A 21,250-nucleotide genomic window follows, 5' to 3' on the forward strand; every position below is an offset into this window, starting at 1 on the left:
TTGACGAAATTCCCGATTCTTTATGATTGTTATTCAAAAAAGTAACCCAGGATTTTTTTGAATTTAGATTCACCTTTTTCACCTTGTTTTTTAGCCGTGTTCTCTTTACTTTTCTGAGAAACTTTTTGACTGCGCTGGTCATTATTTTCTTGTGCTTGTCCAGCTGCTACAGGAGTTTTATTAGCGGTGTTTTTTTGCATTCTCTCTTTCTTGCATGCGTGTTTAATCAGACCTACAGCTGTCGTGTATTGAGGCTCTCTAACTCCGATATAATTCGGTTCTGCCGTCCTCACACGATTTTGGAACACATATTGAGCAAGCTCCAGGACTCCTGGCATCTTGACGACACCACCGGTCAACACAAAACCTCCCGGGACATCCTGGAAGCCAAGTCTCCTCAAATCATCTTGAATCAGCTCAAATATTTCGGTCACCCTTGCTTCAATAATATCTGAAAGCATTAACTGATTGCAGGGCTGCTGCTGGTCGCTGCCGATGATTGGTATTTGGAATACTTCATCTTCAGACGCGTCATCATAATAGGCATGTCCATGCTTAACTTTAATTTTTTCAGCTTCTTCCATCGTTGTCCTTAGAACGATGGAAAGATCTTTCGTAAGAGTCTCCCCGCCTATAGGAATCACAGACGTATATTGTAAATAGCCTTGTTCGAAAATTGCCAGAGTTGTAGAACCTCCGCCAATATCGACAAGTGCCACACCAAGTTCTTTTTCATCCTTGGATAATACAAGGGCACCTGCTGCTAAGGGCTGAAGAGCAATATCGGTTATTTCTAACCCAGCTCTTTCCACACACCTCAGAGTATTATGTAAGATTGTCCGCAGACCCGTGATTAATATCCCTCTCATTTCCAAACGAACACCTATCATGCCCCTTGGATCACTGATTTCATCAAGTTCATCAACCTTGTAATGAATCGGTACCACGTCGATAATTTCCCTGTCGGATGGTATCGTTATTAACTCCGCTGCTTCTCTAACACGGAAAACGTCATGCTCAGTAATCTCTTTATTGTCACTGGATACTGCTACCACCCCATGACAAGGTTGAAGCGTGACGTGATTTCCACTGATACCGACGATTACTTTTTTTATCTCCATCCCAATCATTCGCTCAGCTTGCTCTACAGCTTTTTGAATAGATTGGACGGTTTCATCTATATCGACGATCGAACCCTTTTTGAGCCCTTCTGATTTAACATTCCCTACGCCGATTATATTTAATGTGTCATTGACCATTTCCCCAATGATAACTTTTACACTGGATGTACCGATGTCAAGACTTACGTAAATTTCGTTGCTGTTCATTCCATGGCACCTCCTTCGGTTTTATACATGTATTAGTAGAATAACATTTTTATATTGAAAGACCTATTCATAATTGAATAACAAACCTAATTGCAACTCGCTAATATGATAATAAACTAGATTATCTAATATGTTTTGGATAAAACTCGTAGGTTTAGCTCTTTATGATGGTTATTGTTCGCTTCTCAAAAAAACGGATATCATTTCCAAACTAGATACTGCCTTAAACTATTCGTCATTTATCACGTAATTCCCTTTAAAATTATAGATTTTTTTCTGTTTTTTCCGTGAAATCGACCATTTATCAATTAATATTCTTCTAATCTGTGCGATATTTTGAAAGAGTCTAACGCCAAACACAAAGATTGCGGCTAAATACAAGTCTACACCAAGATGTACACCTAGAAAAGCCAAACCTGCGGCTAAAACAATATTAAAGAAGAATCCCGTTACAAATACAACTTCATCATAAAGATTTTGCAAATGTGCCCGTATTCCTCCAAATAAGGTATCAAAAGCAGCAAGGACGGCAATGGAAAGATAATTTGAATATTCATGAGGAATATCAAAATCCACCAAAAAGCCTAGGGTAATCCCAATTAACAGTCCAAAAACTGGAAGCCACATTACGATTCCCCTCCATCTATAATGGGCTCCATGTGTTCCACATTAATCGTATTTTGATATGCTGGCAATGTCAGTTCACTAGATGGAGTTGTAATTTGAACTTCAAAATTATCTATAAAGAAATCATCCATTAGTTCAGAACCTTGAATACGCTGTTTTAGTTTTTTGGGATTAACGGTTAGGGCTTGTATTTCAAGCGGGTAATCAGTGAGCGAATATCCGTCTACTTTTGGCTTCCCATTAATATCACGAATCACTGATGTAGAAATGTACCGTTGTCCCGAAATGGAAATTTCATCTGCGCCAAACATATACATTTCATTAATGAGCCTTCTTAATAATACAGGGGAAATATACTCTATCTTCTCACCAAGTAGGAGACCTTCTTTTATAGGTTGGACAGACACACTGACTCCTTTTCCCGTTATCTCAGTCAAACCTGCGTCAGTCTTAAATTCAGAAAGTGTTTCACGCAATAATTCTTCTTTACTTTCATTTTTCTTTGTTTCATAGGATGCAATTTTCTCCTCAAGCTTACTAATACTCTCTAATAATTCAACCTGGGACTGCTGTTCTTTTAATAAATCATTTTTCAGTTGCCACATATCTCTGGTATCAGAAACTACTGGCTGATTTACCAAATTGAATTGAATAGCAAGCATGAAGCCAGCAATCAAAGTAATCAAACTAAAAGATAGCTTTTTTCTCATTTCCAGTGTTTCACCAATCTTTCATCGAATCCGGCGATTATTCACCCTCCAATAATTGGATCAAAAATGATTTTCTTTTGCTTTTCCATAGTAAAAATAACATTTTCATTAACCAACTGTTCCTTTATACCACCTGGTATATCTAAGGAAGCCTCTAAGATATCGGGGTCCCCAATCGCCGAAATGATAAATGGAGCAGGGTGCTGATGACCATCGATTGTAATCACAGGTCCATTACAGACTATATACGAATCATGATCTAGCCTCTGACCGTTAATCGCGACAGCCTCTGCCCCTGATATGTATAATTCATTGACAACCTTGAAGACGTGCTGTTCATGAACCAGGTAATTATTCACATTGGCTTCTGAATCAATATCGGAACCATCTTCAAGTGTTACCTGAAGGCCTGTACCTTTCACTTTCACTTTTCCAAGGTACATCCGATATTTCTCGGTATCCTTTGCTAGATTGAAAAACAGCTGCTTTTCCTGTGCTAAATCTTTTTCTATGTTGGATACTTTTGCTTGCTTTTGAAGGAGTTCCTTCTGTAGTTCCCGGTTCTGCTTCTCTTGCTCTATTAATTGCTGCCTGAGTTCATATTCTTGATCCCACGCTTTATCTTTCACTACTCCTTGACCATCTTTCGTTAAATTGTAAGAAAAGGCAATCATAAATCCTAGAACAACACTAACAAGGGATAAAATCACCTGTTTGCTATTAATTTTCCTCATTAGTGTCTTCCTTTTGTTCAGCAGGTTTATAGGCTTTGAAATAAGAACCGACTTCTAGATCAATGACACCCTTTACCTTCGGATCCAACTGACTGACAATCGATGGATAGTGAATCATTTTTTCGGATAAAGTTCGACTTGTAGCACTTACTTCATATCCATCATTCATAAACATTACGATATGGTAACCATCAGTTTTAGTTGGAGCATGATGGATTTCCGATATAGCGTTCTGAATCTCGACAGGAAGCTTGTCCAACTCCTCTAAAAGCAACTTTAATGCTTTACCCTCTTTGAAGCCAATTAAAACCGGGGCAAATACTGGAATTTCACCAGTTGCTAACTCTTCCAAAACAGAACCATTTTCCAAAATAGGTGAAAACTTCCCATCATTGGATAGATACGCCATTCTATTATGTTCAGAAACTGTAATTTTTATAGAATTGGGAAATATAGGTGTAACCTTAACGCTCGCTATTTCCGGATTTTTTTTAATATTTGCTACTGTTGATCCTGTATCAACCTTCCAAATACTTCGATCCTTCTTTATTTCACTTAATTTAACAATTTGCTTAGATGTAATATAACGATTCCCTTCTACCTGCACGGATTGAACATAGCTCAAAGGGGATAAGAAATATAACACACAAGCAATCAGAATGAAGAAAAGGGAAAGCAAAAGAACAAGTCGTCTGTTTGCTTTACTTTTTCTTAATTGTTTTAGTTTCGGGATGCGGTCCTCAATAGAAACGATTTTCCCCTTTTCCATCCCTTTCACCTCTTCCTGAAAAAATGGATGGTTTTTGACACTATATTAAATCATGACAAATTTAAGAAAAACTTATTACTATACTTTTCAGGTAACACATTATACCACAATATTTGGATATGAAAAATAAATCTTCTTTTATTTCCGTCCGATTATTTCCACTTCGGTTTCCAATTCAATTTCAAACTTGTCATACACAGTGTCCTTCACGTGCTGTATCAATGCTTGAACATCTGCTGCACTTCCATTTCCTGTGTTAACGATAAAGTTCCCATGCATAGGGGAAATCTGTGCTCCACCAATGGAGTGTCCCTTTAGGCCAGCATTCTCCACTAATTTCCCTGCATGATGTGGCAGCGGATTTCTAAATATGCTCCCGGCACATGGTAGATTATACGGCTGGGTATCCTTACGATAGTTTTTGTTATTCTGCATTCTTTCTACTATTTCAGTTTTATTTCCCTCAGTTAGTTGAAAAATGGCTTCCAGTACGATTCCTGGTTTTTTCTTTTGAAGTATTGAAGTTCGATAAGAAAACTCCATTTCCTCCTTAGAAAGCCAGGCCAACGTTCCATCTTCAAACAGAACATGCGCCTCCTTTAGAATTTCACTCATATCGGAACCGTGTGCACCAGCGTTCATATAGACCGCTCCACCAATTGAGCCAGGAATTCCACTGGCAAATTCCAGACCTGCATATCCTTTTTTGCTAATTTGTACAGACAAGCTAACAAGAGACACACCAGCCCCTGCTTTAATCTCCGGGCCATTTATCTCAAGATGGTCAAGTCCTTTGCCCAATTTCAGCACTACACCTTCAATTCCGCCATCGCTGACTAAGAGGTTCGAGCCCCTACCAATCGCTCTCCAAGGTGTGGCATGTTCCTTGATGACCTGCATCGTTTTTTCTATATTTTCAATGGATGATGGCACGATGAATAAATCAGCCGGTCCCCCAATTTTCATAGTTGTATGATTCGCAAGTGGTTCCTGTTCAAGAACTTTGCCGATTTGCAGTTCTGTTAATTGTTTTATCATTTTATTCATGATAAACCTCCTTGTTGTTCCAAAAATTCCAAATTATAATTTTCATATCCTCACCATACGAGGTCTCTTATTATACAAAAATAATAACACCTTTTATTTAAAAGCAGAAATATGAGCAGAAGTAAGCGCCAATGCGGCCTAACCCTCTTATACTATAGTCTAAACAAAGCCGTATTGCCAATATTTATTATAGAATCCCTAACATTCATACATGGTAATTTTTATGTAGCATTTCAGATATTTCTAAATTGCATCAATGTACCCGCTACTATCTTCCCCACAACGGTTTTCAGCTAAAGAATAAAAAAGGAAGCCTACTGTTTGAACAGGGCTTCCTTTTGATATAACACATGTTTTATTATGGTTAGAACCTTGAATAGCGGCTAATATTCAGTAGTACACCGATGGCCATCAGCATGAGCGTTAGGGATGAACCCCCATAACTTAAAAGCGGCAAGGTAATTCCAGTAACAGGCATCAAACCAGTGACAACACCTATATTGATCATCACTTGAATGGCGACCATCGCAATGATCCCCACCGCTACAAGGCTCCCATACAAATCTGGTGCACCAAGAGCGATTCGAATGCCCCGCCAGAGCATAAGCGAAAATAACAAGATAATCATCGAGCCTCCGATGAAGCCAAGTTCCTCAGAAAGTATTGCGAAAATAAAATCGGTCTGTGGTTCTGGTAAATAGAAAAACTTCTGCCGGCTTTGGCCCAAACCGAGACCAAACAATCCCCCGGGTCCGATTGCATAAAATGATTGAATCATTTGAAAGCCGCTCCCCAAAGGGTCTTCCCATGGATCCAGAAACGAAGTGATCCTTTTTATCCGGTACGGAGCCGACAAAATCAGACCAACAAAACCTAGTACCCCGATTAACCCTAAGCCAACAAAATGGCTGATTTTTGCTCCTGAAATAAAAATCATCACGATACATGTTCCAACCATGACCGTTCCCGTCCCAAGATCGGGCTGTAACATAATTAGTCCAAATGCTAAAAATACAAGGCCCAAAGATGGGAGCATCCCTTTTTTAAAGGAGGTGATCAACTTTTGCCGTTCAGATAAAAACTTAGCTAAAAAAGCAATCATCGCTAGCTTCATGAACTCTGATGGTTGAACCGAAAAGGCCCCTACACCAATCCAGCTCCTAGAACCATTTCTCGCCATTCCGATACCAGGAACCAGGACAGCCAGTAGCATAATGAAACAAATGATGATTAGGATTTTGGCCCAAGTTCGCCACGTCCAGTAATCCACATTCATGATGAAAAACATTGCTATAACCCCAACACAGGCAAACAGCAGCTGTCTTTTTGCAAAATAAAAGGAATCATCAAATTTATAAGTCGCCCAAATGGCACTCGCGCTGTAAACCATGATTAAACCTACGGTCAAGAGACTTAAGGTGACGATAATGAGAATGAGATCAGGATTGGATTTTTTTAATGGCACGGACATCCACCTCTAGGAAGTTTTTCGAGCCTGTACGAATATAAAACATGTATGCTGATTGCTTGTCAGCACTTTAGTCAAAAAAAAAGCGATAACGGCTCATTATCGCTTTTTTCCAAGATGTCAACGTAGAAGCAGGTTCACTTCCTTCTGCGAAAGCTCTTATTTCAGTTTATGCACGGCCTCCATAAACATGTCTCCTCTTTGCTCAAAAGTTTTATATTGATCCCAGCTTGCACAAGCCGGGGAGAGGAGAATACAGTCGCCTTCATTTGATAAATCAAAAGCAGCCGGTACGGCCTTTTCTACATTATCGACACGTTTTATATTCGTTATTCCTATTTCTTTGGCTATCCGTTCAATTTTTTCTGCCGTTTCACCAAACGTAATCACGGCTTTGACATTTTTCATAGCAGGTTTTAACTCGTCAAATTCATTTCCACGATCCAACCCGCCTGCCAATAAGATTACAGGTTCTGTAAATGATGTTAGAGCTTTGGAGGCAGCAAGAATGTTTGTGGCTTTCGAATCATTATAAAATTTACGATTTTCAACCGTCGCCACAAACTGCAGACGATGCTCTACACCATAAAACGTTTTTAATACTTTTTGAATAGCTTCGTTAGCAACACCCTTAAGTTTGGCCGCTGAAATTGCCGCGAGCACATTTTCCAAATTGTGTTTTCCAGGAAGGGCGATATCTGAAACATCAATCACTTTTTCCCCTCGGAAAAAGACAGCAAAATCTTCGACATATGCTCCATTCTCATGTTTTACTTCAGTTGAAAATGGTACAAGCTCGGCCTTGGACTTATTTGCCATAGCCAAAACAGCATCTTGATCTGCATTAAAGATCATGAAATCTGAAGCTATTTGATTTTTCGTAATCGCAGCCTTTGCTTCAGCATATTCCTGCTTGGAGCTATGATAATCCAGATGCGCATCATATAAATTCGTCAAGATTGAGATTTCAGGACGGAATTCCTCAATCCCCATCAGCTGGAAAGATGATAATTCAATGACAATCGCGTCATCAGATTTTGCTTTCTCAGCAACACCAGAGGCAACCGTCCCAATATTCCCAGCAATAAGTGGTGATTTTTCACCGGTCTTCAACATTTCAAAAATCAACGTTGTCGTTGTCGTTTTCCCATTTGTACCCGTGATGCCTATGAAAGGAGCCTCACTGATCTGATAGGCAAGTTCAACTTCCGTGATAACCGGAATCCCTTTTTCCAAAGCACCTTTAACAAGTGGATTTCGATAGGGAATTCCTGGATTTTTTACAATCAGTTCAAATCCTTCATCAAGCAGTTCTATCGGATGGCTACCGCAAATGACTTTGATTCCCTGTTCAAGAAGCCCCTGCGCCTCCGGATTTTCTGATAATGGCTTCATGTCATTAACCGTCACGAAAGCACCTAATTTATGTAGAAGCGAAGCTGCCATCACTCCGCTTTTCGCCAATCCTAATACCAATACTTTTTTCTCTGAATACTTTACAGTCTCTTTCAATTATATCCACACCTCTAAATAGATTCCAAGTACCGCACACAGTAGCCCTACTGTCCAGAAAGTCACGACGACGCGCCATTCCGACCAGCCAGAAAGCTCATAATGATGGTGAAGCGGACTCATTTTAAAAATACGCTTTCCAGTGGTTTTAAACGATCCTACTTGTAAAATGACCGATAGCGTTTCAATGACGAAGACGCCACCAATGATTACCAGCAGTATTTCAAGTTTAGTTAACAGGGCAATGGTAGCAATCGCTCCCCCAAGAGCTAAGGACCCTGTATCCCCCATAAATACCTTTGCAGGATGTGCATTGAAGACAAGGAAACCTAAAACAGCACCGACAACTGCTACAGAAAATATAGCAACATCATATTGTGACTGACTCCAAGCTAGTACTGCAAAAGCACCAAAAGCAATAGCAGACGTACCTGAGACAAGTCCATCAAGCCCATCCGTCAAATTGACGGCATTAGAAAAACCGACTAGCCAGAAAATCACGATAAAGAGATAAAACCAGCCAAAATCAATCGCAAAATCAGTACCAGGAATCGTCAATTCCGGATTAAAACGGTCTGTCTGCTTAAAGACGAAGTAAAAAATGACTGATATCACGATTTGGCCCAATAGTTTTTGCTTCGAAGTCAAGCCTAGATTCCGCTTCATGACCACTTTGATAAAATCGTCCAAGAAACCTAATAAACCAAATCCTAAAGTAACGAATAATAATAAATACGTTTCGGTAGATGGTACCGAAAATTTAAAAGTCATTATTAATGTAGCGATGGTCACCGATAATAATATAACCAGTCCGCCCATAGTAGGTGTTCCTGTTTTCTTTTGATGTGATTGTGGGCCTTCTTCCCGAATACTTTGCCCGAATTTCAATCTTCTTAAAAACGGGATAAAAATCGGCGATAGAAGAACGGTTACTAAAAACGCCACCAAAATTGTATAAAAAATTACTTGTTCCAACATTCCTTACTCCCTCATTCCTAACACAATTCAAATATAAATTCTACTTGTTGTCGTTTCATGTTTGTCCGGTGGGTCAAATATCTATGATTCAGACTGAACCCAACCTTCTTTGAATCGCTTTTTCTGCTTCTTCACGGTCATCAAAGTGAAGTACTTCGTCACCGACTTGTTGATACGTTTCATGTCCTTTTCCCGCTATTAAGATAACGTCGCCTGTTTTGGCTTTGGAAACAGCATAATCGATTGCCTGTCTGCGATCTTCGATAACCGTATATTCTTTACCAGCTACACCAGCTTCCATATCCCTCAGGATTTGGGCGGCATTTTCACTACGGGGATTATCTGAAGTGAATATAGGGTCAGACGCCAATCTGCAAGCTATTTCAGCCATGATTGGACGCTTTGTTTTATCACGATCTCCACCGCAGCCCACTATTACAAAAATTTTCTTTTCAGCAAATTCCCCGACTGTCTTTAAAACATTTTCTAAACTGTCCGGAGTATGAGCATAGTCAACAATGACCGGGAAATCCTGATTCGCCGAAATAAGCTCAAAACGGCCGGCAACACCTTCTATTTCCTCAATAGATTTTATGGTCTCATCCAAATCGTTCCCGGCGCATAGAGCAGCAGAAATGGCTGCTAGAACATTATAGACGCTGAATTTACCAATTAGCTGCAGCTGAACTTCACGCTCTTCTTTACCTGCAGTCAAGGTGAATGCTGTGCCTTTTGCATCAATCTTTATATCCTTGGCATTAATATCAGCTTCTTTGTCAATTCCATATGTAACAACTGTAGCAGCGGTCACCTTGATGAAATCATCTGTTGCAGCATCATCAGCATTAAGCACAGCATATTTGGGACGATTTTCTATGTAGGCATTGCCAAGCTGGGAGAAAAATAATGATTTTGCCTGCCTATATCTGTCCATGGTTTTATGGAAATCCAAATGATCCTGCGTTAAATTTGTAAAAACGGCAATATCATAATCACATCCGTGGACACGCCCAAGCTCAAGCGCATGTGAAGAAACTTCCATGATAGCCGTTGAGACATCTGCTTCGGTCATTTCATGAAAAGCTTTCTGTAACGTAACACTATCTGGCGTCGTATTCTTAGTTTCATACACCTTGTCAGCAACTTTCGTATACATGGTGCCAATCAATCCTGTTTTTTCCTTTTGATCCTCGAAAATCTTTTCAAGTAAATGACTGGTCGTCGTTTTGCCGTTCGTACCTGTAATTCCAATCAAGCGCAACTTTTGGGTCGGATGGCCGAAAAATGCATCTGCAAGGACTGCCATGGCTCTGCTTGAATCACGGACTACAATTACTGGAACATTCAAGTCAAGCGGCCGTTCGGCGATCACTGCCGAAGCTCCATGTTCGACAGCTGATTGGGCAAAATCATGACCATCGACTGTATAACCTTTTATACAAACAAATAAACTTCCGTCTTTGACTTTACGGTTATCATTTTCAATGGAGGTGATCTCAGGATTTTCTCCTTCATACTTAAATAAGGAGTGTAAATAAGATAGTAATTTGTGAAGCTTCATTTTTCCATCCCTCTCAACTTAATTTGAGGATTCATTATATGTGATTAACTTTGGCTTGTCGAGAAACCAATTTTTATTATACGGGGTTTACACGACTCCGTAAACAAAGCGGCTGATGATTCTTCAGCCGCCTTAACTAATCATATATTATTTTATACTTATTCTGTATTTTCGCCAAGATAAATTCTTATTGTAGAGCCTTCTTTTACTTTAACCCCTGCATCCGGAGCTTGATTTATGACTTTATCCCCATTACCGGCTATATCAAGTTTAAGATCAATGAGCTGGGTTTGCAGCTCTTTCCTGCTCATACCTACAACATTTGGTACCTCGATCATAACAGGATCCGTCCAGAGCGTTTCTTTTTCAATCTGGTTTTTCCTTGGCTTTACACCCATGGCTCTTAATGAATCTTCCATGATATTTCCGACGATTGGTGCGGCAACAACGCCACCGAATTGAACCGTTCCTTTAGGATTATCAACCGCTATATAGACGACGATTTGCGGATCATCCGCCGGAGCGACACCAATAAATGAGAGTATAAAATTATTTTCTAAATATCGGCCATTTTCCGCTTTTTGGGCAGTACCCGTTTTCCCACCGACCCGATACGACTCCACGAATGCTCCTTTACCGCTTCCTTTTGCAACAACGGATTCAAGTGCTTCACGGACTTTCTTGGAAGTTTCTTCTGAAATCACCCTTTTTTTCGCCTGGGGGGTCTTTCTCATTAGTACATCGCCATTTTTTGGATCAACCAGTTCCTTTGCAATGTAAGGTGTATATAATGTTCCTCCATTAACTGCTGCCGAAACCGCTGTGACCTGCTGAATAGGTGTTACAGCAACACCTTGTCCAAACGCAGTTGTTGCCTGCTCAACTGGGCCTACCCGATCCATATTAAACATGATTCCTTTTCCTTCTCCTGTTAAATCAATTCCAGTTTTTTGTCCAAAACCGAAATCATTAATATATTTAAACAGCTTATCTTTGCCAAGACGGTTACCAAGCTCTACAAAACCAGGGTTACATGAGTTCTCAACAACTTCTAGAAAAGTTTGGTCTCCATGTCCTCCCCTTTTCCAACAATGCAACGTGGACCCTGAGACTTCCACATGCCCGGAATCGTAAAAGTGTTCATTTTGTAAGTCGACCTTCCCTTCCTCAAGCGCTGCAGCAAGGGTGATGATCTTAAAAGTCGAACCCGGTTCATAAATACTCCAAACTGGTAAATTGCGATTATACACTTCAGAGGGTACATTTTGAAAATTAGCTGGGTCAAAAGTCGGCCTGCTCGACATCGCCAATATTTCCCCGGTATTAGGATCCATCGCAATGGCAATAAGACCATCAGGATTATAAGTCGCCTCTGCATTATCGAGCTCCCGTTCGACTATTGTCTGAATTCTGCTATCAATCGTCAGTTTCAAGTTATCTCCATCAACAGGCGGCTTATAGTCATCTGCCATATTCTCAAGCCTTTTCCCTTTGGCATCTGAATAAAATTTCACAAATCCTTTTTCCCCACTTAGCTCCTTATCATAGGATAATTCAATTCCCATCAATCCCTGGTTATCCGAACCCGTAAAGCCAAGCACATGCGAGAGGTATTCCCCAAATGGGTAATGACGCTTTGAATCTTCGGCGATATACACGCCTTTTATCCCTAATGCTTTAATTTCTTTCGCCTTTTCATGAGATATCTTTCTACCTTCCGGAATTCTGACACTCATCGCCTGTTTCGTTAACCATTGATAAGCTTTTTCCTTCGTCATATCTAATATTGAAGCCAGCTGTTCCGCCGTCTCACCGGGGTTCTCAATCTGTCTCGGGATGACATATACTGTTGGTGCTGATATATTCGTTGCCAGTTCGACACCATTCCGATCTAAAATCTCACCACGTTTGGCCTCGAAAGGAATATTCCTGCTCCAGGAATCCTTAGCCAAACCGGTCAACTTGTCCCCAAGATAAAATTGAACAATCCCTAAGCGGATATCAATGATAAAAAACACAATGAGACCTACTGCCAATGCGATTGCCAGCCTTTTTCGGACCGTAACATTTGAAACACGCAAAAACAGGCACCTCCATTTCATACATGCTTCAATATATATGCTTGTCTACTCAATGCTAGACTAAGAAAACAATCAAAAAAATAAAGAGGGTGATCTATTTGGATCACCCTCTTTATTTTAATATCTATTTTTTTAATCAGACCCTTTATTCTCATTACTTGATAAATTATCGGCAGCGCCTTCGGGTTGGGACAATTCAACATTGAAAGAGTCCCCTTCCTTAACCTTTTTACCTACCTTGATATTCTGTTTACTCACATAACCTGTTCCTGAAGTTTGGAGATCCAGCTTCGCAACCTTAGCTAATTTCATTACATCACGTAAGGACCATCCTTTCATATCAGGAACTTTCATATCACCTTCTGTTCGAAGGATTATTTTTTCACCCTGTAAGAGGGTGCTCCCTGCTTTAGGTGATTGATCGAGAACTTTCCGACCGCTTCCGATCGTACTAACTTCATATCCTAACTGTTCCAGCTCCTTAACAGAAGAACTCTCAGATTGATTAGTATAGTCTTCAATTTTATTGGCTGTTTGTTTTTTCACATCAGAAGGCTTTATATTTAAATATTGCAGGCTATTTTGCATGACAGGATTAAATATCTCAGACAATGGATCCGCTCCTACATAAGTGGCACCTAAGTTTGGCTTTTTGACCGCCACATAGATGACCAGTTGTGGGTCATCTTTTGGAGCCATACCTAAAAAGGAGAATACATAGTTATTCTTCCCTTCTAAATATCGGCCTGTTGGACCGGCAATCTGAGCTGTACCTGTTTTCCCTGCTACTTCGTATCCTTCAATTGCATATTTTTTCCCTGTTCCTTTTTTCGCAGAGATTACCGTTTCCAAATAGTCACGTACTTGTTTAGCAGTCTCTGCTGAAATCGGTTCACCTGATACTTTTGGTTTTGTCGTTTTCAATACTTTTCCGGTATCCTGATCGGAAATACTTTTAATCACATACGGTTGCATCATTTTTCCATCATTGGCAATTGCCGAGGCTGCTTGGATCTGTTGAATCGGTGTAACGGTTGAGCCTTGCCCAAAAGATGTTGTAACCTTTTCAAGCTTATACTTATATTGAATTTTACCAGTTATCTCATTCGGCAGATCAATCCCCGTCTTATTATCGAAACCAAACTTCGTCAAATATTCTCGGAAGGTATCTGCACCGATTTTATCCATTGCCAATGTCGCAAAAGCGACATTGGAAGAACGTTGTACACCTTCAAGAAAGGTCATACTTTTTCCTCTTTCGATTCCGCTGTGATCACCGATGGAGCCCGCTCCCGTCTTGTAAGTGCCGGCAGTAAAACTTTCATTGGGATTAAAGACCCCTTCTTCCACAGCAGCTGCAAGGGTGAACGTTTTCATGGTTGAGCCTGGTTCGAATGATTCTTCGATAGCAAGGTTACGCCACGTATCCGTAAGCCCCTCTTTCGTTGTCGGATGGAAGGTAGGTCTTTGCCCCATCGCTACAATTTCCCCCGTTTTGGGATTGGATACAATCGCTATGATTTGCTCGGGATCATACTTTTCTTGCACTTTACTCAACGAATCTTCCAAGAAAGTTTGTATTTTCTTGTCGATGGTCAGCATTACATCATTACCATTATCCGGAGCTACCACCTTTTCCTTCGTATCCGGTAAAAGAATTCCCCATTTGTCACTGTCATATGTCAGTTTTCCATCCGTTTCCTGCAATTCTTTATTGAGGTACTTTTCTATTCCGAACTTACCAGCCATTTCTCCGGTTTTCTCATCTTTTTCTACATAGCCAATTAGATGCGAAGCGAAGATTCCATTCGGATAAAAGCGTTTATTCGTTCTTCCAAATGTAATTCCCGGCAGTTCCAATTTTTCTATTTTCTGTTTGACAACCTGAGTCAAATCCTTGCCGGCCTTCCCAAACTCCACCTGGTATGCCCCTTTTTTCGTAAGGCGCTCATAGATGTCCTGCTCATCCATATCTATATATTTAGCAAGTTTAGCAGCCGTCATTTCTGGGTCTTTGACATGTTCAGTTTCCTTTTCACTAAGTACAGCCCTTAAAATATAGGAAGAAGTATCCTCGGCAATGACTTCACCCTTTGTATCGAGGATACTTCCCCTTTTAGCTTCTATGACCTGTTCTCTTTCATATTTCTTGTCGATTTTCGAAGCTAATACCTCACCACCGGCTGTGCCTGTCACCTGAATATACAAAAAGCGGCAGATTAATACAAAAAAGAGCAGGCCGAATAAGAAGAATAATCCGGCTGCTCCATGCTTCATATTTTTTTGTTTCTGCATTATCACTGCACACCCTTCACATTATTCTTATTTAACTTGAACCCTAGCTCTTCAGCTTTTTTCCAAATTCTTTCGTATGTACTGAGTTCATCAACCTGCACTTTCAAATCTTCGTTCACTTTACTCTGTTTATCAATTGATACTTCGACTTGCTGGATCTCTTTATTCGTTTCATAAATGGCCGCTTGGTTAGAAACTATTTTCACTCCCAAAAAGGTAACCATAATAGCAAGGGCACATAGTAAGATTACTTCACCAATGGATATCTTCGCTTTACGGATGACCACTGTTTGATGTGTCTGTTGTTGCTGTTGGTCTTCATATTGCTGTTCTTGTATTTTTTTGGCTATGGAACTCATTCATGCTCCCCCTTACTGATTTTTCTATATTTATTGTTTCTCGGCAATTCTTAACTTAGCTGAACGGGAACGATTATTCCCTTCCAATTCTTCTTCTGAAGGTAAGATTGGTTTTCTCGTGATTAATTTCATAGGCGGTTTAAATTCATCAGGAATAACTGGAAGTCCATGCGGAAGGTCAGGCAAGGCACTGGCTTTTTTAAATACTGTTTTACAAATTCTATCTTCTAGTGAATGGAATGTAATGACAGATATTCTTCCTTCTATATCCAATAGGGAAATAGCTTGCTCTAAAGAATCTTCAAAGACACCAAGTTCATCATTTACAGCAATTCGTATTGCTTGAAATACTCGTTTCGCGGGGTGTCCGCCTTTTCTTCTTGCCGGTGCAGGAATTCCATCTTTAATTAGCTCTACAAGCTCAAACGTTGTTTCAATCGGTTTTATTTCACGAGCTGCTTCAATTTTCCTGGCAATTTGCTTAGAAAATTTTTCTTCTCCATATTGAAAGAAGATTCTCATCAATTCATGGAATGACCAAGTATTCACAACATCATATGCAGAAATAGCAGCACTCTGATCCATCCTCATATCCAGTGGCGCATCATGGTTATAACTGAATCCTCGCTCTGGTGTATCCAACTGTGGAGATGACACACCTAAATCATAAAGAATCCCATCCACTTTCTCGATTCCCCGGGCATTCAACTCTTCTTTTAAGTATTTAAAATTATTAGGAACGAGTACAATACGGTCTCCATAGCTTTCTAATTTAGCCTTGGCATTCTGAATCGCCGTCTCATCCTGATCAAAAGCATAAAGTCTGCCCTTGTCAGATAACTGTGAGAGCAAGTATTGACTGTGACCTGCCCCTCCTAAAGTACAATCTACATAAATTCCATCAGGTTTGATGTTTAATCCATCAACCGTCTCTTTTAATAACACTGTTGTATGTTGAAACATGCTAGACATCCTTCCAATCGGTTATTGAGTAACTCTATTTCTGAGGGCAGCCTTAAATATCAAAGCCAATCATATTTTCTGCTATCTCAGCGAAAGAATCCTCTGAAGCTGAAAAATAGTTTTCCCAAAGGGATTTGCTCCAAATCTCAATACGATTGGTAACACCAAGAATTACACATTCTTTTTCCAATTGGCCATATGAAGTAAGCGGCGTGGGAATATTTATTCGCCCTTGTTTATCTATTTCGCATTCTGTTGCTGCCGAAAAGAAAAAACGGGTAAAGGCTCGGGCATCTTTTTTAGTTAAAGGCAGGGCTTTCAGCTTCTCTTCAAGCAGCTTCCACTCTTCCATAGGGTAACCAAATAAACATTGATCAAGTCCACGGGTCAGTACAAATTGTTCCCCAAGGTTGTCCCTGAATTTAACTGGGACAATCAGACGACCTTTTATATCGATGTTATGATGGTACTCTCCCATGAACATACCCACAACCCCCACATTCTAATCTCAATGTACCACATTCCCCCACCTTTCTCCACTTGTTTTTACTTTCTCCTTATAAGTAAAAATTCCCTTCTTTTCTACTTAAGTTTATTTAGCCAATTTATTTAAAGACAACACCATTTCACTCGAATTAACGCACACTAAGACACAGTCACACTAATACTGTCGAAGGCTTACATGCAAATGGCCACCAACAAAAAAAAGACAGGCTGGCCGCCTGTCTTTCTGCTGATTTTTATACTCCCATTCTTCCTAAAAGTAGGTGAGTCTCTTTATTCAAAATCATTAGCCCACCACTCTCATCCAATCAGGTGAGTTTTTCTACAAAAAAATCAATTTGTGCTGGTTATTAAACTGATAATCCAGTTTCATAATTTCCCGAACAAAATCTGGTCCATATTGATTCAAGTAATAAAAAACATTCCAGATCCTCTCCTGTGGTGATTCCAGAGGATACAGCGAATTTGCTATCCGTTCAAACTTTTTCAATACAACCGAGTGGCGTTCCTTAGTACGGTCACCAATTTTCCCATACATGAAATCCAATTGCTTTTGGATGAATTCGATATTTTTATTCAACATCGGCTCAAGACCTCTATCTAACGAAACAGCGTGCACTGATAGCTTTTCATGATTATCTTCAAGTTGCGATTTCAACTGCCCGAATAATTGATCAATCGTCTCATCCTTCACAGTATCAAGGTAACATCGAACAGCATTCGTGGTTCCTTCAGTCAACACGGTTTCCAACTCGAGTTCTGTTTCCTCAAGATCAGTTTGAACGCCACGCTCTACAAGCGTGATGTTTAACCTCGGAACGATTGGCGGCATCTTCATTGAAAACAACTCAAATGCCTGTTTCAATTCTGCCCAATAAGCAATTTCCCCCGGTCCAGAAATAAAGGCTAATACCGGGAAAAGCATTTCCTGCATAAGCGGACGAGTAATGACATTATTGCTTAGTTGTTCTGGATGACCTTTGGCTATCTGCAAGAGTTCCTGCTCAGAAAATGAAACCTCTCCGTTCTTCCCGCTGAACATACCATCTACCCGTTCGAGTAAACATCGATCTTTTTTATCTGTATCATAATAAAATAAATTAGCTGCCTGTTTATCCATTTCTATCATTTTTGCATAGCCTTGAGCATGCATATATGATTGTTGCTCCACGACAACTTCTGCAATCCGTTCACTTTTTTTAATCATCGATTCAAAGAAGCCTGTTTCTATTTCCCTTAGTTTCGGATCACCAGCATCGACAAGTAAAAGGCCATATTCATGGAACCATTCGTGAATCAGACGGGCAAAAAAGTCGACGAATGTGTTCGATTGCTCGATTGTTTCTTTAATATCAATAAGAAGTTTATTCGTAAAGGCTGTTTCTCCGTAAGTTTCAATGATTTCTTCGAACCACTTCTCTGCCTTTTCCGTATCAAGCTCCATATCCGAAACCATTGTTTTATATGGCTGATATGAAGGGTATGTCTTTTTATTAGGTTTACTGTTTTTCATCACATAAACATGATTGACTTCAGCTAAATCATGATCTTCACCAGCTATCCAAAAAACAGGAATTACAGACTTCCCTAGTTCTTTTTCTTGTTCTTCAGCAAGCTTAATGATTGATATCACTTTATGAATCGTATAAAGTGGACCTGACAATAAACCAGCCTGCTGCCCGCCAATCACGACCACTGAATCGTTACTGCGCAACCTTTCAATATTTCCATTAACAGCATCACTGCTTGGAAAACGAGACATGTATTGTTGTATGTAATCTGATAACTCCCCTCGTAAAAACGAACGGTTCATCAATTCAAGGTATCTATTACGATATATGTCCGGATTGGACAGGTCATAGTGAAAATACTCCTCAGTTTCAAGACGGTTTTGTAAATAGTCCGATGCAAATCGATTTAAAGATGGTAACGCGAGATCTTTCATCTCCATTTCTGTTCTCCCTTTCTCTGCAACTACAATTCTTTTTAGAGTATAACATTCTGTTTTAAGAAAACAAAAGAAGTTGCCCAGCAGCAGAAAATTGATGTTATGTTCTATGTTATGTAGTCAATATCTTCGTAATACTTGTAATCAAACCAATGGAAAATAATAGTAGGTAAGCGCAGAAAAAGAAAGCAAAATTCACTCTCCAAAAACCTTTTAAAACCTTATGAAAAATGATTTCTTCTTTCACCTTATAATGGACAAGAACAACAACAAATGCGTTGACAATCATGATCAGCATGATCACCCAAAGAATATGTATATCCCAAATTGTAATAATTAAATAATGGACTGATAAAACGAAAAGCAATGTACTCATATCCATCGCAAATTGAACGGATCGTCTATGGTTTCCAGTGAATTGTTTAGCACCGATAAAAAATAGAATATACCCTATAAAGGGCAGGGTAATAAAAATCGCAGCAAGACTTGATACAAAGTTCGGCACACCCTCATCCCCCCTGAAACTCTTTTCCTTTAACCATCTTATATAGAGAAGCCGTTACGCAATCACTTTTCTCTTTCCTCTTTGCCTCCGAGAGGATATAACCCAAAATAGCATCGATTTCCGTTTTCCTGCCATTTTCTATGTCTTTAAGCATGGAAGATCGGTTTTCTGCTGTTGCAAAGCATACGGATCTTACATGTTCAAATGACCCCATCTTATTTGGCAATTCTAAAATAGCAGAAATTTCCTCGAAAAGAGCCTGAAACAGCTGATAATAAAAGGGATTACTGATTAATTTTCCATTTTCCACAGATAGTATCGCTGTTAATGGATTAATAACTGCATTAACGATCAGCTTATCTATCAGCATAGAGTGATAGTTCTCACTCTTAGAAAAAGGAAAACGATTGATTTTTTCATCTAATAACGACAGCTGATCAAGACTTCCTTTGAAGGATGCCACCCGCGTGATACCGAGTCCCGTATGCTCCACAGTATTCTGGTCATGTTTCAGTGCCCCATGCTCCACTACCCCAACATAGATGACTGGTGATTGCAGCTGTTTCAAATAAGATATATGTCCATAGCCATTCTGCAAGAATAGCAATGGAACTTGTATTCGTTCAATAACGGGTAAGATTTGCGAAAGGTGATATTGCTTGACAGTTATTATGATAAGATCTTCACTCGATGTACCTTCTTCCATAGCCTTCGAAACTATCCCTGTCAGCAACCGGCTTTCCCCATTCTCAATAAGACACAGACCATCACGATTTATAATGGATGCTTGTTCCATTGTACGAGTATAAAGAGTAACACTATGATTCCCACTCAAACGAGATGCGAACAACAAACCGATTGCCCCGCCCCCTATGATTCCAATTCTCATAATAACCTTCCTTACTTTTTGATATATATTTACTATTTTAACACATTTTCTTTTTTAACCTGCGGCGATTCCTCCCCTCGATCGAAGAAACCCCTGCATCGCTATCCCCATGCTCTTTTCCGCTCGCTATAAAAATAAGGGGAGCGAATTATAAATACGACAGCCTAAGTTTTATTTCCTTCTTTATGAGATAAATTAATGGTATATTAGATATAAAAGCCGAGCCATTTTTTTGACTTTATAGGAACAAAAGATACCTCCAATCTTACGCCGACGAGAAATCGAAGGAAAAAGGGCGGGGGATACTCGGCTGTAAGCATTTAGTCAGCAAGGATGAATCGATTGATGCCACACTAGATTTATGCCTTAAGCTGGAATTCCACATGATAACTTAGCATTGAGGTACTTTCAAAGGTATTGTTGGAAGAGGTTTATCAGAATTAAGGGGGAGCTTTTTTATGGAATACAAGGTGGAGAGATTACTTGTAAATTTTAAAACGCTTGAGGAATTCAAAAAATTCAAAGAATACGGGATACAGGAACTGTCAATGCTCGATGATTTAGAAGGTAACATCATTGAAAATGACAGCCAATCACCTTTTTACGGTATCTTTTATGGTGACAAACTTGTAGCAAGGATGAGTCTGTACAAAAAAAGTGCTAATTTTGACCAGTATTTTGATAATACAAGAGACTTCCTCGTTCTTTGGAAACTTGAAGTCTTGCCTAACTATCAGAAAAAAGGTTATGGAAGAGCTTTAGTTGAATTCGCTAAAAGTCTGAACATGCCAATCAAAACGAACCCAAGAGTTCATTCACAAGACTTTTGGAAAAAAATGGATTTCTCTGCTGTTTCCTATGATATGGACCGGGACCTTGGAGAAAACCCGCTAATTTGGAGCCCATTTGTCAAACAAGAAGAGAACATTAACATAGATACACAAGAATAAGCTGATAAAAAAAGCGGGCGGA

At 39.7% G+C, this 21,250-nt stretch carries 19 protein-coding genes; 1 reads left to right on the plus strand and 18 read right to left on the minus strand.

Annotation, left to right across the window (positions count from 1 at the left end; all coding sequences use genetic code 11):
• Positions 1-29 precede the first annotated feature (29 nt).
• The 18 genes from ftsA to JFU24_RS08185 form a co-directional block, all read right to left on the minus strand.
• The gene (gene ftsA / locus JFU24_RS08100) at positions 30-1,328 is read right to left on the minus strand and encodes a cell division protein FtsA (protein ID WP_201181525.1); all 1,299 of its coding nucleotides are present in this window, start codon (positions 1,326-1,328) and stop codon (positions 30-32) included.
• Between the two features lie 228 nt (positions 1,329-1,556).
• Positions 1,557-1,955 (minus strand): small basic family protein, encoded by a 399-nt coding sequence (locus JFU24_RS08105; RefSeq protein ID WP_201221477.1) that lies wholly within the window; start codon positions 1,953-1,955, stop codon positions 1,557-1,559.
• Positions 1,955-2,665, minus strand: a complete 711-nt coding sequence (locus tag JFU24_RS08110) for a DUF881 domain-containing protein (protein WP_053345242.1) — start codon at positions 2,663-2,665, stop codon at positions 1,955-1,957. Before JFU24_RS08110 ends, JFU24_RS08105 begins: the two co-directional genes overlap by 1 nt.
• A 41-nt stretch (positions 2,666-2,706) precedes the next feature.
• Complete coding sequence (locus tag JFU24_RS08115) at positions 2,707-3,399, minus strand: DUF881 domain-containing protein (protein WP_201181527.1); 693 nt, start codon at positions 3,397-3,399, stop codon at positions 2,707-2,709.
• A complete protein-coding gene (locus JFU24_RS08120; RefSeq protein WP_201181529.1) occupies positions 3,386-4,168 on the minus strand; it encodes a cell division protein FtsQ/DivIB in 783 nt (260 codons plus the stop codon). The genes JFU24_RS08115 and JFU24_RS08120 overlap by 14 nt, the downstream gene beginning before the upstream one ends.
• Positions 4,169-4,306: 138 nt before the next feature.
• A complete protein-coding gene (murB, locus tag JFU24_RS08125; protein WP_116821762.1) occupies positions 4,307-5,215 on the minus strand; it encodes a UDP-N-acetylmuramate dehydrogenase in 909 nt (302 codons plus the stop codon).
• Positions 5,216-5,579: 364 nt separating this feature from the next.
• Entirely contained in the window at positions 5,580-6,680 is a 1,101-nt protein-coding gene (gene spoVE, locus JFU24_RS08130) for a stage V sporulation protein E (RefSeq protein WP_053345238.1), read from the minus strand.
• A gap of 162 nt (positions 6,681-6,842) precedes the next feature.
• Entirely contained in the window at positions 6,843-8,195 is a 1,353-nt protein-coding gene (gene murD, locus JFU24_RS08135; protein ID WP_201181531.1) for a UDP-N-acetylmuramoyl-L-alanine--D-glutamate ligase, read from the minus strand.
• Positions 8,196-9,173, minus strand: a complete 978-nt coding sequence (mraY, locus tag JFU24_RS08140; protein WP_053345236.1) for a phospho-N-acetylmuramoyl-pentapeptide-transferase — start codon at positions 9,171-9,173, stop codon at positions 8,196-8,198.
• A gap of 88 nt (positions 9,174-9,261) precedes the next feature.
• A complete protein-coding gene (locus JFU24_RS08145; protein ID WP_201221483.1) occupies positions 9,262-10,734 on the minus strand; it encodes a UDP-N-acetylmuramoyl-L-alanyl-D-glutamate--2,6-diaminopimelate ligase in 1,473 nt (490 codons plus the stop codon).
• 158 nt (positions 10,735-10,892) lie between these two features.
• Positions 10,893-12,815: a stage V sporulation protein D gene (locus JFU24_RS08150; protein ID WP_201181533.1), complete on the minus strand. Its 1,923-nt coding sequence runs from the start codon at positions 12,813-12,815 to the stop codon at positions 10,893-10,895.
• 132 nt (positions 12,816-12,947) lie between these two features.
• Positions 12,948-15,110, minus strand: a complete 2,163-nt coding sequence (locus JFU24_RS08155) for a penicillin-binding protein (RefSeq protein WP_201181535.1) — start codon at positions 15,108-15,110, stop codon at positions 12,948-12,950.
• Positions 15,111-15,112: 2 nt separating this feature from the next.
• Positions 15,113-15,469 carry a cell division protein FtsL gene (gene ftsL / locus JFU24_RS08160; protein ID WP_201181540.1) on the minus strand — a complete coding sequence of 119 codons (357 nt, stop codon included), beginning with the start codon at positions 15,467-15,469 and terminating at the stop codon, positions 15,113-15,115.
• A 30-nt stretch (positions 15,470-15,499) separates the two neighbouring features.
• The gene (gene rsmH / locus JFU24_RS08165; RefSeq protein WP_201181542.1) at positions 15,500-16,432 is read right to left on the minus strand and encodes a 16S rRNA (cytosine(1402)-N(4))-methyltransferase RsmH; all 933 of its coding nucleotides are present in this window, start codon (positions 16,430-16,432) and stop codon (positions 15,500-15,502) included.
• A 52-nt stretch (positions 16,433-16,484) separates the two neighbouring features.
• Positions 16,485-16,916, minus strand: a complete 432-nt coding sequence (gene mraZ, locus JFU24_RS08170; protein ID WP_053345229.1) for a division/cell wall cluster transcriptional repressor MraZ — start codon at positions 16,914-16,916, stop codon at positions 16,485-16,487.
• 342 nt (positions 16,917-17,258) lie between these two features.
• A complete protein-coding gene (gene bshC / locus JFU24_RS08175) occupies positions 17,259-18,887 on the minus strand; it encodes a bacillithiol biosynthesis cysteine-adding enzyme BshC (protein ID WP_201181550.1) in 1,629 nt (542 codons plus the stop codon).
• 109 nt (positions 18,888-18,996) lie between these two features.
• On the minus strand, positions 18,997-19,389 hold the full coding sequence (locus JFU24_RS08180; RefSeq protein ID WP_053345227.1) for a DUF3397 domain-containing protein: 393 nt from the start codon (positions 19,387-19,389) through the stop codon (positions 18,997-18,999).
• A 4-nt stretch (positions 19,390-19,393) separates the two neighbouring features.
• Positions 19,394-20,278, minus strand: a complete 885-nt coding sequence (locus JFU24_RS08185; RefSeq protein WP_201181552.1) for a 2-dehydropantoate 2-reductase — start codon at positions 20,276-20,278, stop codon at positions 19,394-19,396.
• A gap of 458 nt (positions 20,279-20,736) precedes the next feature.
• Here JFU24_RS08185 and JFU24_RS08190 point away from each other — a divergent pair, with 458 nt between their 5' ends.
• Entirely contained in the window at positions 20,737-21,228 is a 492-nt protein-coding gene (locus tag JFU24_RS08190) for an N-acetyltransferase (RefSeq protein ID WP_053345225.1), read from the plus strand.
• The last annotated feature ends 22 nt before the right edge of the window (positions 21,229-21,250 follow it).

The sequence above is a fragment of the Peribacillus sp. TH27 genome (assembly GCF_016650915.1).
Lineage (GTDB): Bacteria > Bacillota > Bacilli > Bacillales > DSM-1321 > Peribacillus > Peribacillus butanolivorans.

Coding starts and splice junctions, on each gene's coding strand:
- ftsA (WP_201181525.1), bottom strand. CDS start 1,328: ATGAACAGCAACGAAATTTACGTAAGTCTTGACATCGGTACATCCAGT.
- JFU24_RS08105 (WP_201221477.1), bottom strand. CDS start 1,955: ATGTGGCTTCCAGTTTTTGGACTGTTAATTGGGATTACCCTAGGCTTT.
- JFU24_RS08110 (WP_053345242.1), bottom strand. CDS start 2,665: ATGAGAAAAAAGCTATCTTTTAGTTTGATTACTTTGATTGCTGGCTTC.
- JFU24_RS08115 (WP_201181527.1), bottom strand. CDS start 3,399: ATGAGGAAAATTAATAGCAAACAGGTGATTTTATCCCTTGTTAGTGTT.
- JFU24_RS08120 (WP_201181529.1), bottom strand. CDS start 4,168: ATGGAAAAGGGGAAAATCGTTTCTATTGAGGACCGCATCCCGAAACTA.
- murB (WP_116821762.1), bottom strand. CDS start 5,215: ATGAATAAAATGATAAAACAATTAACAGAACTGCAAATCGGCAAAGTT.
- mraY (WP_053345236.1), bottom strand. CDS start 9,173: ATGTTGGAACAAGTAATTTTTTATACAATTTTGGTGGCGTTTTTAGTA.
- JFU24_RS08145 (WP_201221483.1), bottom strand. CDS start 10,734: ATGAAGCTTCACAAATTACTATCTTATTTACACTCCTTATTTAAGTAT.
- JFU24_RS08155 (WP_201181535.1), bottom strand. CDS start 15,110: ATGCAGAAACAAAAAAATATGAAGCATGGAGCAGCCGGATTATTCTTC.
- ftsL (WP_201181540.1), bottom strand. CDS start 15,469: ATGAGTTCCATAGCCAAAAAAATACAAGAACAGCAATATGAAGACCAA.
- rsmH (WP_201181542.1), bottom strand. CDS start 16,432: ATGTTTCAACATACAACAGTGTTATTAAAAGAGACGGTTGATGGATTA.
- mraZ (WP_053345229.1), bottom strand. CDS start 16,916: ATGTTCATGGGAGAGTACCATCATAACATCGATATAAAAGGTCGTCTG.
- bshC (WP_201181550.1), bottom strand. CDS start 18,887: ATGGAGATGAAAGATCTCGCGTTACCATCTTTAAATCGATTTGCATCG.
- JFU24_RS08185 (WP_201181552.1), bottom strand. CDS start 20,278: ATGAGAATTGGAATCATAGGGGGCGGGGCAATCGGTTTGTTGTTCGCA.
- JFU24_RS08190 (WP_053345225.1), top strand. CDS start 20,737: ATGGAATACAAGGTGGAGAGATTACTTGTAAATTTTAAAACGCTTGAG.